Annotated in this window: 13 protein-coding genes; 9 read left to right on the top strand and 4 right to left on the bottom strand. The window is 62.6% G+C overall.

Translation table 11 applies throughout. The features are described 5' to 3' along the window. Positions 1-134: 134 nt before the first annotated feature. Positions 135-542, top strand: a complete 408-nt coding sequence (locus BUC04_RS17940) for a hypothetical protein (protein WP_067660503.1) — start codon at positions 135-137, stop codon at positions 540-542. A gap of 3 nt (positions 543-545) precedes the next feature. Here BUC04_RS17940 and BUC04_RS17935 read toward each other — a convergent pair whose 3' ends face one another. Then, on the bottom strand, positions 546-1,160 hold the full coding sequence (locus BUC04_RS17935; RefSeq protein WP_067660506.1) for a TetR/AcrR family transcriptional regulator: 615 nt from the start codon (positions 1,158-1,160) through the stop codon (positions 546-548). 164 nt (positions 1,161-1,324) lie between these two features. Between BUC04_RS17935 and BUC04_RS17930 the strand changes: the two genes are divergently transcribed. Together BUC04_RS17930 and BUC04_RS24015 are read left to right on the top strand one after the other, a co-directional pair. Beyond that, positions 1,325-2,443 carry an MBL fold metallo-hydrolase gene (locus tag BUC04_RS17930; protein WP_082766680.1) on the top strand — a complete coding sequence of 373 codons (1,119 nt, stop codon included), beginning with the start codon at positions 1,325-1,327 and terminating at the stop codon, positions 2,441-2,443. A gap of 59 nt (positions 2,444-2,502) precedes the next feature. Continuing rightward, positions 2,503-2,772, top strand: a complete 270-nt coding sequence (locus BUC04_RS24015) for a hypothetical protein (RefSeq protein ID WP_067660508.1) — start codon at positions 2,503-2,505, stop codon at positions 2,770-2,772. A 263-nt stretch (positions 2,773-3,035) separates the two neighbouring features. Here the strand turns inward: BUC04_RS24015 and BUC04_RS24220 are convergent, their stop codons facing one another. Then, positions 3,036-3,158, bottom strand: a complete 123-nt coding sequence (locus BUC04_RS24220; protein ID WP_268762546.1) for a hypothetical protein — start codon at positions 3,156-3,158, stop codon at positions 3,036-3,038. A 99-nt stretch (positions 3,159-3,257) separates the two neighbouring features. Here BUC04_RS24220 and BUC04_RS17920 point away from each other — a divergent pair, with 99 nt between their 5' ends. The 5 genes from BUC04_RS17920 to BUC04_RS17900 all read left to right on the top strand — a co-directional run bounded on the left by BUC04_RS17920 (position 3,258) and on the right by BUC04_RS17900 (position 9,110). Beyond that, positions 3,258-3,716, top strand: a complete 459-nt coding sequence (locus tag BUC04_RS17920) for a GNAT family N-acetyltransferase (protein WP_067660511.1) — start codon at positions 3,258-3,260, stop codon at positions 3,714-3,716. A 151-nt stretch (positions 3,717-3,867) separates the two neighbouring features. Continuing rightward, positions 3,868-4,677: an HAD-IIB family hydrolase gene (locus BUC04_RS17915; protein ID WP_067660514.1), complete on the top strand. Its 810-nt coding sequence runs from the start codon at positions 3,868-3,870 to the stop codon at positions 4,675-4,677. 10 nt (positions 4,678-4,687) lie between these two features. Next, positions 4,688-5,911: a glycosyltransferase family protein gene (locus BUC04_RS17910; protein ID WP_067660517.1), complete on the top strand. Its 1,224-nt coding sequence runs from the start codon at positions 4,688-4,690 to the stop codon at positions 5,909-5,911. Further along, positions 5,908-7,665: a sugar phosphorylase gene (locus tag BUC04_RS17905; protein ID WP_067660520.1), complete on the top strand. Its 1,758-nt coding sequence runs from the start codon at positions 5,908-5,910 to the stop codon at positions 7,663-7,665. Before BUC04_RS17910 ends, BUC04_RS17905 begins: the two co-directional genes overlap by 4 nt. 59 nt (positions 7,666-7,724) lie before the next feature. Then, positions 7,725-9,110: a metal-dependent hydrolase family protein gene (locus BUC04_RS17900; RefSeq protein ID WP_067660523.1), complete on the top strand. Its 1,386-nt coding sequence runs from the start codon at positions 7,725-7,727 to the stop codon at positions 9,108-9,110. An 81-nt stretch (positions 9,111-9,191) separates the two neighbouring features. Here BUC04_RS17900 and BUC04_RS17895 read toward each other — a convergent pair whose 3' ends face one another. After that, the gene (locus tag BUC04_RS17895; RefSeq protein WP_067660526.1) at positions 9,192-9,620 is read right to left on the bottom strand and encodes a hypothetical protein; all 429 of its coding nucleotides are present in this window, start codon (positions 9,618-9,620) and stop codon (positions 9,192-9,194) included. Positions 9,621-9,740: 120 nt separating this feature from the next. Further along, entirely contained in the window at positions 9,741-11,198 is a 1,458-nt protein-coding gene (locus BUC04_RS17890; protein ID WP_067660529.1) for an aminoacyl-histidine dipeptidase, read from the bottom strand. A 144-nt stretch (positions 11,199-11,342) separates the two neighbouring features. On the opposite strand from BUC04_RS17890, the gene BUC04_RS17885 reads away from it, so the two are divergent. Beyond that, positions 11,343-12,863, top strand: a complete 1,521-nt coding sequence (locus BUC04_RS17885; protein ID WP_067660531.1) for a M17 family metallopeptidase — start codon at positions 11,343-11,345, stop codon at positions 12,861-12,863. Positions 12,864-12,942: the final 79 nt, after the last annotated feature.

The raw sequence follows: 12,942 nt of genomic DNA, 5'->3' as shown, positions 1-12,942 counted from the left end.
CTAACAGGCGGATAAGATGCATAACTGCGCGACCGTTGATCCCGATCAACCCCCCTTGCGGATCAGAGGCCTAGTCTAAGGTTAAGGCCTCGTGCCGACGGGGCCGATTGGACAGCACGTTCAAGGAGGCCACCATGCGCATTCGCACACTCTACCGCCAACTGTTCACCGCCAGTGTGATGATGGGGATTGTTGTCATTGCCCTGTTCGCCATCGCCTTGATGTTCCAGCAATCCCAACCCCTGCGCGCCGCCGACTACTTCGACAACTACGCCGGTGAGCAAACCTTCTGTCGCACCATCAATTACTACCGGGACGACGAGGCTAAGCTGCAGAAACTGATGGACTACGCCGATGACAACGCCATGTACTACCTGATGTGGCGCTTTGGTAAGGAGCGTGGCGGCGAGATGGTCAGAACCTGTGAGAAAGCCCGCCACCAGTACATCCTGGAACGCTGCGAAGCCGCCCCCGAGCTGGCCGTGGAGCAGGTGGTGCTGGAGTTCAATCGCAGCCGAGTCAAGGACAAAGGGTTGATCTGATCCCTAGCTAACCCGATACGAGGCCAGGATCATCGACACCGAGCTGTCGATGATCCTTTTTTGTGTCGCCTCGTCCGGCATTGGCTGGTGCGCCATCAGTTGTGGGAAAAAGGCAAAGGTCTTCACCAGACCAAAGAACTGATGGGCCATCCAGTAGGGCTCAGCCCCCGCCAGTTTGCCGTCCTCAATGGCCGCCTTGAACCAGCCGGTCACCCCATCCTCGTTACGCTCAAACCGGGCCATGGCACGTTGCGCCAGTTCCGGTGAACGCATGGTTTCGCCGATCAGCGAACGGGCCAGGGCGATGTGGCCCGGTTCCGCCAGTAGCTCAAGCTTGGCTTCTGCCATGCGCCAGAGTTGCTGCTCCAGTGCCACATCGGCCTGGTACTGGGTGCCGCCACAGACCTGGAACAGCTGATCGGTGATCGCCTCGAACAGCGCCTCTTTATTGGCAAAGTGGTTGTATAGGGTGCGCTTGGAGACCCCGGCCGCGGCGCTGATCCCATCCATGCTGGCCCCGGTAAATCCCCGCGCCTGGAACTCGGCACTGGCCGCGCTGAGGATATCAGCGCGTTTTTTTTCGCTGCGGGTAAGGGGCTTGGCATCAGTGGTTTGCATCGTCTCTCCAGGGCTTGGTCATCGCCTACACCGAGGCATTTTACACTCAACAGTTTACTTTTTCCAAAATAGAACTAAACTACACCGAGTAGTTTACTTTGTCTGGCGCGTTGATCGCCCAGTCCCACCCCCGCTGACAAGGGGGCACACCAGGAGCATGGGATATGAAACGAGCAACCGGCCTGATGGCGATTTCTTTGTTGAGTGGAGCACTGCTGATGACTGCCTCTTGCACGAACCGTACGGCCATGGACTGGCAATCTCCCCAGTATCAGGACAGCAAGTTTGTTAACCGGGCCGGCCAGGTGGATTCCGGCGACGGCAACCTGGGCAAGATCCTCAAGCGCTGGCTGTTCGAACGCCGCACCGATCCCACCCCTGCCGATGCGCTGCCGATACAGCATCCGACTCAGGCGGAGCTGGCGGCAACCTCCGGTGATCTGGCCCTGCGCCTGGGTCACTCCACCATCCTGCTGCGCCTGGATGGCGACTACTTCCTGACCGATCCGGTGTTTGTCGATCGCGCCTCACCGGTGCAGTGGGCCGGGCCCAAGCGTTTCCATGCCCCGGCCATGGCCCTGGAGGAGCTGCCGCCGATCAAGGCGGTGGTAATCTCCCACGATCACTACGATCACCTGGACAAGGCCACGGTACGACAATTGGCCCAAACCGGTACCCACTTCTACACCCCGCTGGGGGTTGGCCAGCGACTGGTCCGCTGGGGTATCGATGCCCAGCAGGTAACGGAGATGGATTGGTGGGACAGCGTCACCCTGGGCAGCACCGAGCTGGTCGCCACGCCGGCGCAGCACTTCTCCGGCCGCAGCCTGTGGGATCGGGACAGCACCTTGTGGGCCTCGTTTGCCTTTATCGGCAGCCACAGCCGGGTGTTCTTCAGCGGCGATACCGGCTACTTCGATGGCTTTGCCGAGATTGGTGAGCGCTACGGACCCTTCGATCTGACCCTGATGGAGACCGGGGCCTACGACGAGATGTGGTCCGGCATCCACATGAGCCCGGAGGAGAGCGTTCAGGCCCACCGGGATCTGCGCGGCAAGGCGATGATCCCGATCCACAACGGCACCTTCGACCTGGCACTGCACGCCTGGTACGAACCGATGGAGCGGGCTTTGGCGGCGGCGGAGTCGGATAATCAGCAGGTGCTGACGCCTGTGATGGGGCAGACCATTCAGATCGGTCAGGACAACCTCACCACCGCCTGGTGGCGCGCTCTGGAGAGTGAGGGGCCGGAACTGGCCGCCACCGCCCCGGTGGCACCCTAACCACCACAGAGGCAGCCGCAAGGCTGCCTTTTTCGTTCAGGACAGCACTATTCGAGCAGATGGAAAGCGCGCAGGAAATCGGTTCGGCTGACGGCATCGAAACGCTGATGCTCCGGGTGGTTCAGTGGCCGTCGACTCTCGCTGAACGCTGGCGCGACACAGCCCCAATTGGAGTTGCGGGCGAAGTAGATCACCCAGTCGACGTGGCTGCCCTGCCACTTGTTGCTGACCTCGTCATCCTCGCCGCTGGCCTCCAGGGTCTTGATCTGGATACGGTGGTAGTGGGGGCCATCGGAGATCAGGATGTCGGTTTGATGGCCATTATTTAGTACCGTTTCTCAGGATAAATGACGGATTCAGCTGGAACTCTACGGTAACTGAGCAAGGAAGTGGCTTGCAGGCATAGTGGCCCTACGTCAAAAGCCTCTGACGAAGCTAAGGTGCCGTAGAGTTCAGCCCTTCGGGAGTGCATGGGGACAACAAATGCTGCGTTGCAGCCACTTGAAAGAGGCCCACTATTCCTTCGTGGCTGCGCCTTGTCTTTGCCGCCCCCATGCGCTCTGAACCGAGCATTTTCCCTGTGAAACGGTACTTATACCGGCGAGAACACCTGCCAGCCGTCGTACATCAGCCAGCTGATCACCATGCTCTCGTAGCTCATGTTCTTCAGAGTCTGATGGGTGCGCTTCGGGGTCTGGGTGGTTCGTCTTGGCATGCTCGCTCCTGTGCGCCGTCCCTGGCGCTGTCGGTGTTGGCCTCGGACGACTATAATGCGCCCGCCCTGAACAGTGTAGAAAGCCAAGAGACCCTGTAGATGACTGATCCCTTAAGCCTTTGTGCCTGCGCTGCCGAGCAAGTCCCACTTGAGCTGCTGCTGGAGGCGGACCCGGATGAGCAGGCGGTGGCTCGTTACCAGCTCGACTGCCAGGCCTACGTTGCGCAGCAAGCGGGCAGGGTGGTGGCCGCCTGTTTATTGCGGCCGCAGGCCGATGGCCGCTGGGAGCTGATGAACATCGCCACTTTGCCTGATACCCAGGGCCAGGGTGTGGGCAGCGAACTGCTGCGTTTTGCCATTGCCCAGGCCCGGGACGCCGGGGCAAAGGTGCTGTTTCTCGGCACCGGCACCTTTGGTTACCAGTTAGCATTTTACCAGCGCCAGGGCTTTCGGGTCACGGCGCTGGAGCGCGATCATTTCCTCGACCACTACCCCGAACCCATCTTCGAGCAGGGCATACAGCACAAGGATCGCCTGATCCTCTCCCTGTCGCTGTAATCTGCACCGAACTAGTGCATGGCTGCGCCGCCGGGGTGCAGCCTTTTGGTGCAATCGCCACCGACCCCCTGCCAAAGCCCCATTCGCGGCCCCCTCAGATTGGCTTAGACTTTGCTCTTATCCCCACATGACGCAAAGGAAGCATGCCCCCATGACCCATGGTGCCACCCCCCGATTGATCGTCACCGATCTGGACGGGACCCTACTGGATCATCACAGCTACAGCGTGGATGCTGCCCGCCCAGCCCTGGCCCAGTGCCAGGCGCTGGGGGTACCGGTGATCTTCAACACCAGCAAAACCCGGGCGGAGACCGAAGCGCTGGCCAAACAGCTGGGGTTGTCTCACCCCTTTATCGTTGAGAACGGCTCGGCGGTGCTGATCCCCAAGGACTATTTTCTTTCTGGCCAGCCGGCCCAGGCCCACTGCCTGGGAGAGGAGCGCAGCCGGCTGCTGCGCTGGCTGGCCCGGGTGCGTAAAGAGGAGCAGCTCAGCTTCGAGGGGTTTGCCGACTGGAGCCTGGCCCAGATCATCGAGCACACCGGTTTGTCCGAGGCCCAGGCGGAGGCTGCCAGTCAGCGGGAGTACTCCGAGCCCTTCCTTTGGCAGGACACCGAGCACAAGTTTTTGCACCTGCAGAAGCAGGCCAACAAGAAAGGCTTTCGTCTGCTCAAGGGCGGCCGCTTCTTCCACCTGTTGGGCAAAACCGATAAAGGCCAGGCGATGCGCTGGCTGGCCGAGCAGTACCAGCAGGCCTGGGGCAACACACCACAGCTGATCGCCCTGGGCGATGGCCACAACGACATCGACATGCTGGAGGCCGCGGATGTGGCGGTGCTGGTGCGCTCGCCGGCGCACGAGTTTCCCGAGCTGTCGGGCCACAACACCATAATCAAAACCGATGCGACGGGGCCGCAGGGCTGGGCCGACGCCGTACTGGAATTACTGCAAGCTGAGACTTAGGGAGAAGACGATGGCGGATTACTATCAAAATGGCATCATCACCACCTTGCACAACCTCACCCGCCGCCCGGTGGAGGAGATGGAGGCGGAGCTATGTCGCTTCAGCCAGGTGCGGCCGCTGGGCCTGGTGCTGCCCTCGCTCTACAGCGAGCTGGACACCCCGGCACTGCCCGCCATCGTCGAGCAGCTTAAGGCGGTGCCCTACCTGTCGCAGATCATCATCGGTCTGGACCGGGCCAGCGAGGATGAATACCGCCACGCACTCTCTTTCTTCAGTCAGCTGCCGCAACACCACCGGGTGCTGTGGAACGACGGCCCGCGGCTGCGGGCACTGGATGCGGAGCTGATGGAACGTGGCCTGGCCCCGGATCAGCCCGGCAAGGGGCGCAATGTCTGGTACTGCTTCGGTTATGCCCTGGCCACCGGCCGGGTGGAGTCGCTGGCACTGCACGATTGCGACATCCTCACCTACGACCGCAGCCTGCTGGCCCGGCTGATCTACCCGGTGGCCAACCCCAACTTCAACTACGAATTCTGCAAGGGCTTCTACGCCCGCCTGGCCAACGGCACCCTCAATGGCCGGGTTACCCGGCTGCTGGTGACCCCGCTGATCCGGGCACTGAAAAAGCAGGTGCCGGACTCCGATTACCTGGAGTACCTCAACAGCTTCCGCTACCCCCTGGCCGGCGAGTTCTCGTTCCGCCTGGACGTGCTGCGGGATCTGCGGATCCCCAGTGACTGGGGGCTGGAGATCGGCGTACTGGCGGAGATGAAACGCAACTACGCCACCAACCGGCTGTGCCAGGTGGACATCGCCGATGCCTATGACCACAAGCACCAGGACCTGTCAGCGGAGGACGCCAGTGCCGGCCTGTCGCGGATGTCCATCGACATCAGCAAGGCGATGTTCCGCAAGCTGGCCACCCAGGGCATGGTGTTCAACCCCGGTGTGCTGCGCACCATCAAGGCCACCTACTATCGCATCGCCCTGGATTTCATCGAGACCTACCGCAACGATGCACTGATCAACGGCCTCGATCTCGATGTGCACAAGGAGGAGGCGGCGGTGGAGCTGTTTGCCGAGAACATCATCAAGGCGGGTAACCAGTTCCTCGATAACCCGATGGAGACCCCCTTCGTACCCAGCTGGCATCGAATCTGCAGCGCCATGCCCGACGTGTTTGAGCGCCTGGTGGCGGCGGTGGAGGCGGATCATAAGGAGTTCATGGGATGACAGAGCTGTACCGCAAGCTGGAGGCGCACCTGAACCTGCTCTACCCAGAGCAGGACGGGGCGGCCCTGGCCCAGCGGCTGGTGGAGACCATGCGCATCGTGCCCGGTGGCCCGGAGCCGGTGCCCTACAGCAACCACTGGGACCAGGCCGATGCCTACGTCATCAGCTACGGCGACAGCCTGCTCAGCGAGGATCGACTGCCGCTGGAGAACCTGCACCACTTTCTCAGCCACTACCTGGCGGACAGCCTCAGCGGCGTGCATATCTTGCCGTTCTTCCCCTACAGCAGCGACGATGGCTTCTCAGTCATCGACTACTACCAGGTCAACCAGAGCCTGGGGGACTGGCCCCAGATCCGCGAGATCGCCGCCCAGTTTGACCTGATGGCGGACGTGGTGATCAACCACTGCTCGGCTCGGTCCGGCTGGTTTGACAACTACCGTCAGCGCAAGGATCCGGGCCAGGGCTTCTTCTTCGAGGGCGACCCCGGCGACGACCTGTCCCAGGTGGTGCGGCCCCGCACCAGCGTTTTGCTGCAGCCGGTGCAGACCCTGGATGGCGAGCGCCACGTCTGGTGCACCTTCAGCCCGGACCAGGTGGACCTGGACTTCACCAATCCCGAGGTGCTAGTGGAGTTTGTCAGCATCATCCGTTACTACCTGTCGCAAGGGATCCGGGTGTTTCGCTTTGATGCGGTGGCCTTTGTCTGGAAGATCCCCGGCACCCCCTGCATCAATCTGCCCCAGACCCACTGCCTGGTGCAGCTGCTGCGGCTGCTGGTGGAGCACCAGCGCTCCGACGCCATCATCATCACCGAGACCAACATCCCCAACCGGGAGAACCTGGCCTACTTTGGCAACGGCAACGAGGCTCACGCCATCTACAACTTCTCGCTGCCGCCGCTGCTGCTGAACACCCTGGTCACCGGCGACTGCAGCCATCTGCGTACCTGGCTGATGACCCTACCCCCGGCCCGCAACGGCACCGCCTACTTCAACTTTATCGCCTCCCACGACGGCATCGGCCTGCGTCCGGCCGAGGGGATATTGAGTGAGGCGGAGATCGACCGGCTGATCACCACCATGGAGGGCTTCGGTGGCCGCATCTCCTGGCGCGATCGCCCCAATGGTCAGCGCAGTGCCTACGAGATCAATATCAGCCTGTACGATGCCCTGGCCGGCACCCTGGCAGGCCCGGACAGCCACCAGCAGGCCCGCTTTCTCTGTGCCCACGCCATCATGCTGGGGATGGAGGGGATCCCGGCCATCTACATCCACTCCCTGCTGGCCACCCAGAATGATCAGGAGCGGGTGGCCAACACCAACCACAACCGGGCCATTAACCGCCACAAATGGGATTACCCCCGTCTGCAGGCCCTGCTGGCCGATGGCAGTAGTCACCACGCCCAGGTGTTCCAGGCGATGAAGCAGTTGCTGGCGATCCGTCGCTGTCAGCCGGCCTTTCATCCCAACGCCACCCAGTTCACCCTGCAGCTGGGGGATGCGCTGCTGGCGTTCTGGCGCCAGAGCCCGGACCGAAGCCAGAGCATCTTTGCCATCCACAATGTCACCGACAAGCCCCAGTCGCTGTCGCTCACCAGCCTCAACCTGATTGAGCTCGACCGCTGGACCGATCTGCTCGGTGGCCAGTGCTTCCTCGATCTGCGTCAGACCCTGGAGCTGGCCCCCTACCAGAGCCTGTGGCTGAGCAACGCGCCGGTGATGGTGGACGACACAGCGACCCCAACGGTTTGAACTACACTTGATTTCGCCGGGGCTCACGCCCCTTCCCCAGCGAAATGGAGTGCATCAAGATGAAAGGAGTGCATCAGGCCCTGCTGTTTTGCCTTGCCCTGCTGAGCAGCGCCGCCATGGCCGCCGAGGCCCCCAGCCGGATCCTCTTTACCAACGTCAATGTGTTCAATGGCACCGACGATAAGCTGCTGGAGAACCAGCAGGTGTTGGTGGTGGGCGACCGCATCAGCCAGATCGCCGATGGTGGCATCGACAGCGGCGGCGCCACCGTCATCGATGGCCAGGGCCGCACCCTTATGCCGGGGCTGATCGACGGCCACGCCCACGTGATGATCAACGCCCACTTCGACACCGTTGAGAAGAACATGGACCTGGGGGACATCAACATCCGCTCTATCCGGGTGATGGAGCGCTTCCTCCGCGATGGCTTCACCTCGGTACGGGACATGGGCGGCCCCGCCTTTGCCCTCAAACGCAACATCGACGATGGCCATGTGATTGGCCCCAGGCTCTACCCCTCAGGCGGTTTCGTTTCCCAAACCTCCGGCCACGGTGATTTCCGTGACCGGGCGGACGGTGGCTTTTCACAGCACAGCGACGGCGATCTCTCCAACTTCGAACGGATGGGGATAGGCAACGTGGCCAACGGGGTGCCCGAGGTGCTTAAGGCGGTGCGCCTTAACCTGCGTAACGGTGCCACCCAGATCAAGATCATGGCCGGGGGCGGTGGCAGCTCCCGCTTTGACCCCATCGATACCACCCAGTACTCCAAGGATGAGGTGTGTGCTGCGGTGGAGGCTGCAGCGGACTGGGGCACCTACGTGGCGGCCCACGTATTCAATGACCGGGCGGTCAACCGGCTGTTGGACTGCGGCGTCAAGACCTTTGAGCATGGCTTCTTCATCAACGACGACACCATGAAGCGGATCGCCAAATCCGGCGGCTTTGTGGTGCCACAGATGTGGGGGATCTCCCCGGACTTGGCGCGCAACCCGTTGATGCCGGCAGACAAGATCCCTCTGGTCAAAGCGCTGGGGCAGCAGTACGCCGACTTCGGTGAGCGGCTGATGAAGAACAAGGTGAAGGTGGTGTTTGCCTCGGACTACGTCGGTGTCTCAGAAGACGCTGAGCGGGCGCGCCGCTACGAGATCTGGTGGCGCTCGCAGAAGTTTGGCAGCAACTTCGAGGTGCTCAAGCAGATGACCTCGGTGGCTGGTGAGATGTTGGCCCTGTCCGGCCCGCGCAACCCGGCCAAGGGCAAGTTGGGGGTGATCGAAGTGGACGCCATCGCCGACATAATCCTGGTAGAGGGCAATCCACTGGAGGACATCAGCGTGATTGGCGGTACCGACCAATGGTTCGACGCCGAGCCGGAATACCAGCCGATCGAGACCATCCAGCTGGTGATGCGCGACGGCATCATCTACTTCAATACCATGGAGTAGCGGCGACAGAACAAAAACCAAGGGCCATCCCAAACGGGATGGCCCTTGTGGTTGGGCTCTAGCAGAAGGGAAGTGACGAGGTTACCCACCCATGTTGCGTTGACTGGCGCGCTGTGCGCGCTGCACCTCACTCCACTTATCGAACAGCATCAGCACCTGCTGCTGCAGTGGCGCCACGCTCTCTCCCAGCGGCTTGGTGGCATAGTGCTGGCTTAGGCTGATCAGCAGCATCTCCGCCTGGTTCAGCGTCTCTCCCTGTAATCCCTTCAGCACCGCGCCCTGAAAGCCACAGGCCAGGATCCGCATCATCTGCAGCTCATCCAACGGCTCCTCCAGCAGCGCCGGTTCGCTGGTGTGCACCAAGGTGGCGAGGATCTCAGCAAACTGCACCAGGCTGGTGGCCCCCTGGAACAGGCCGGGCACCATCGGGTCCTGACGCAACTGCTTGGCCAGCTGTTCGCCGGTACGGGCGGCGCTCCAGCGCTGGGACAGGGTGTTTCTCAGGGTCATCGGCTTATCACCTCGAATTGGATTCTGACCCAAGCATACGCGATGAATCGCACAGGCTCCGTTGCCTGGCTCCCATTCCGGCCGACACAAAAAAGCCGCCCGAGGGCGGCTTGTTGGATATTACTTGGACGGGACCGCCTTGAGCACCGCCAGTAGCAGCTGCCAGTACTTCTCCACCGAGGGGATATTGACCTTCTCATCCGGCGAGTGGGGGAACTGGATGGTGGGGCCGATGGAGACCATGTCCAGCTGCGGGTAGGGCTCCTTGAACAGGCCGCACTCCAGCCCAGCGTGGATCACCTGGATGTTGGGCAGTTTGCCGAACAGCCCCTGGTAGGTCTCTCGTACCACCTGCATCACCGGCGAGCTGGGATCCGGGTTCCAACCCGGGTAGGCGCCGGAGGCTTGGTACTGGGCACCCGCCAGTTGCGCCAGCGCAGCCAGCATGTTCTCGACCATGCTGCGGCCGGAGTCGACGGTGGAGCGGATCAGGCACAGCACCTTCACTTGCTCTTCGACGGTCTCCACCACCCCCATGTTGACCGAGGTCTCCACCACGCCGGGGAAGGCGTCGGACATGCGGATCACCCCGTTGGGGGCGGCATGGATCAGCGCCAGCAGCTGGCGCTGGGCCTCGGGGTTGATGGCGTCTGCCGCGCCCTCAGCAGGCTGCAGGGCAAACTCGATGGGGTACTCAACGCCACCCAGTTCCTGGTTCAGCAGGCTCTGGTAGTGGGCCATCAGCTCGGCCAGCTGGTCACGACGCGCCGGGTCAATCGCCACGGTGGCAAAGGCCTCGCGGGTGATGGCGTTGCGCAGGGTGCCGCCGGACAGGCTGATCAGCTGCAGGCCCAGCGCTTCAGCGTGACCAAACAGGAATCGGCTCAGCAGCTTATTGGCGTTACCCCGACCCAGATGGATGTCCACCCCGGAGTGGCCGCCCTTGAGGCCGGTCAGCGCCAGGGTAAAGGTTTCGAAGCCTGCTTTGATGGGGGAGCGGGGGGTCGGCAGGGTCAGCTCGACGTCGATGCCGCCGGCACAGCCCATGTACACCTCGCCTTCCTCCTCGGAGTCGGTGTTGATCAGGATATCGCCTTTCAGCAGTCCCGCCTCCAGGCCGAAGGCGCCGGTCATCCCCGCCTCCTCGTCGATGGTCAGCAACACCTCCAGCGGACCGTGCTCGATGCGCTCGTCGGCCAGCACCGCCAGGGCAGAGGCCATGCCGATGCCATTGTCGGCACCCAGGGTGGTGCCGGTGGCCAGCACCCAGTCGCCGTCGATGCGGGGGCGGATGGGATCGGTGACGAAGTCGTGCTCGGTCTCGCTGTTCTTCTGCGGCACCATGTCCAGGTGCGCCTGCAGGATCACCCCTTTGAGGTGCTCCAGACCCGGCGTGGCGGGCTTGCGGATGATCAGGTTGCCCACCTGGTCCAGCTGGGTGGCCAGGCCCTGCTCATCGGCCCATTGCTGGATGTGGTCGCGCAGCGCCAGTTCATGCTTGGAGGGGTGGGGGATACTGCAGATGGTGTTGAACCAGGTCCATAGACCTTGGGGGGCAAGGGTGCTCAATGACTGCACAGCACGCTCCTTTTGCGATCAAATAGGCAAAAATCCGGCTTGGCCGGAAGGAAAAGTCGAAACTAGTTTAAAGGTTCGCCAAGGGGTGGCGCAAACTGCTAAGGTTTTCCCGTTCAACTACCTGAGATTGAAGGAATAGTCGCTATGAGCAAGATTTTATGGCAAGGCGTTGCTGGCAGCGAGGCGCTGTTTGATCAGGCCAGCTGGGATGCGGTGATCGTGGTCAGTGATGGCTTTGAGCTGAGTGCCTACCCCGAGGTGGCGCAACTGGTGCGCCATGCCGCCAGCGTGGATCAGCGGGTGGGCAAGGTGGCCCAGCTGTTGATGGCACCGGGCCTGGCGGGAGGCCGTCTGGTGCTGGCCCCTACCGGCGACCTGGATGGCGACTTTGAGGACGTGCGTCGCTTTGCCGAGGCGGCGGAGCAGGGGGTCAACCTGGCAGTGGCCGCCGGGTCCCGTCGCCCCTTGCTGCTGGTGGATGAGAGCCACGAGGAGCTGCGCTACTGCGAGGCGAAGGCGGTGTCGATGCTGGGCCTGGGCCAGGGGGTCTATCGTCCCTTTGACGTTGCCGGGCTGGACATTACCGTGGGAGTGCTGGGGCTGGAGGACAGTGCCCGGGCCAATGCGCTGGAGTCCGGTCGCATCGCTGCCCGGGATCTGTGTGGTGGCGATCCGGAGCAGATGGCGCCGCCGGCCTTTGCCGAGTATTGCCAGCAGCTGTTTGAGGATGGCCCGGTCAAGGTCTCAGTGATCGAAGACCGTGCAACCCTGGAGCAGAACTACCCCTTGTTGTCCGGGGTGGCCCGTGCCTCCTATGGCGTGGCCCGGCATGAGCCCCGGGTGGTGCGATTGGAGTACGTGGGCGAGGGCGTGATCGTCCGCAACTGGTTCCTGGCGGGCAAAGGGGTCACCTTTGATACCGGCGGGGCCGATCTGAAGATCGGTGGCGCCATGGCCGGGATGAGCCGCGACAAGGGCGGCGCCGCGGCGGTGGCCGGCCTGATGGCCACCCTGGCGCAGCTGCAGCCGAAAGGGATCCGGGTGGTGGCGGAGCTGGGGCTGGTGCGTAACAGCCTGGGCCGAGAGGCGATCGTACCGGATGAGATCATCACCGGCCACGCCGGTCGCCGGGTACGGATCGGCAACACCGACGCCGAGGGCCGTTTGGTGCTGGCGGATCTGCTCTCCCATCTGCGTCTGCAGGCCGAGCAGGTGGCGGATCCGGTGATGTTCTCGGTGGCGACCCTGACCGGCCATGTGGTGCGCAGCTACGGCCCCTACAGTGCGGTGGTGGAGAACGGCGTGGCACGGCAGCAGGCGCTGGGCGGTGAACTGCAGGCGATCTCCGAGCTGTGGGGTGAGCCCTTTGAGCTGTCGCGGTTGCGACGGGAAGATTTTGCCCAGGTGGCGCCTCGCTCGCCGTCGGAGGATCTGCTCTCCTCCAACAACGGCCCGTCGGTGGCGATCAGCCGGGGCCACCAGTTCCCGATGGCGTTCCTGCTGCAGGCCTCGGGCCTGGATGAGCATCAATGCGGCAGTGACAAGCCTATTGCCTACCTGCACCTGGACATCGCCGGCAGTGCGGTGGAGAAACGGGATCCCCTCTACGGCAAACCGACCGCGGTGCCGGTGGCCACCCTGCTGGCCCAACTGGTGGATCACTAACCCCTCAGCAGGGCACCCGTCCGGGTGCCCTGTGTTAAGTCCTTGTTTTATATACACTTGCTCTCTGATTGTTCAATGA

Origin of the sequence: Ferrimonas marina (assembly GCF_900129905.1) — a bacterium.
Taxonomy (GTDB): Bacteria; Pseudomonadota; Gammaproteobacteria; order Enterobacterales; family Shewanellaceae; genus Ferrimonas; species Ferrimonas marina.
The sequence above is the reverse complement of the archived record's forward strand: the minus strand, read 5'-3'. Positions and strand labels throughout refer to the sequence as shown.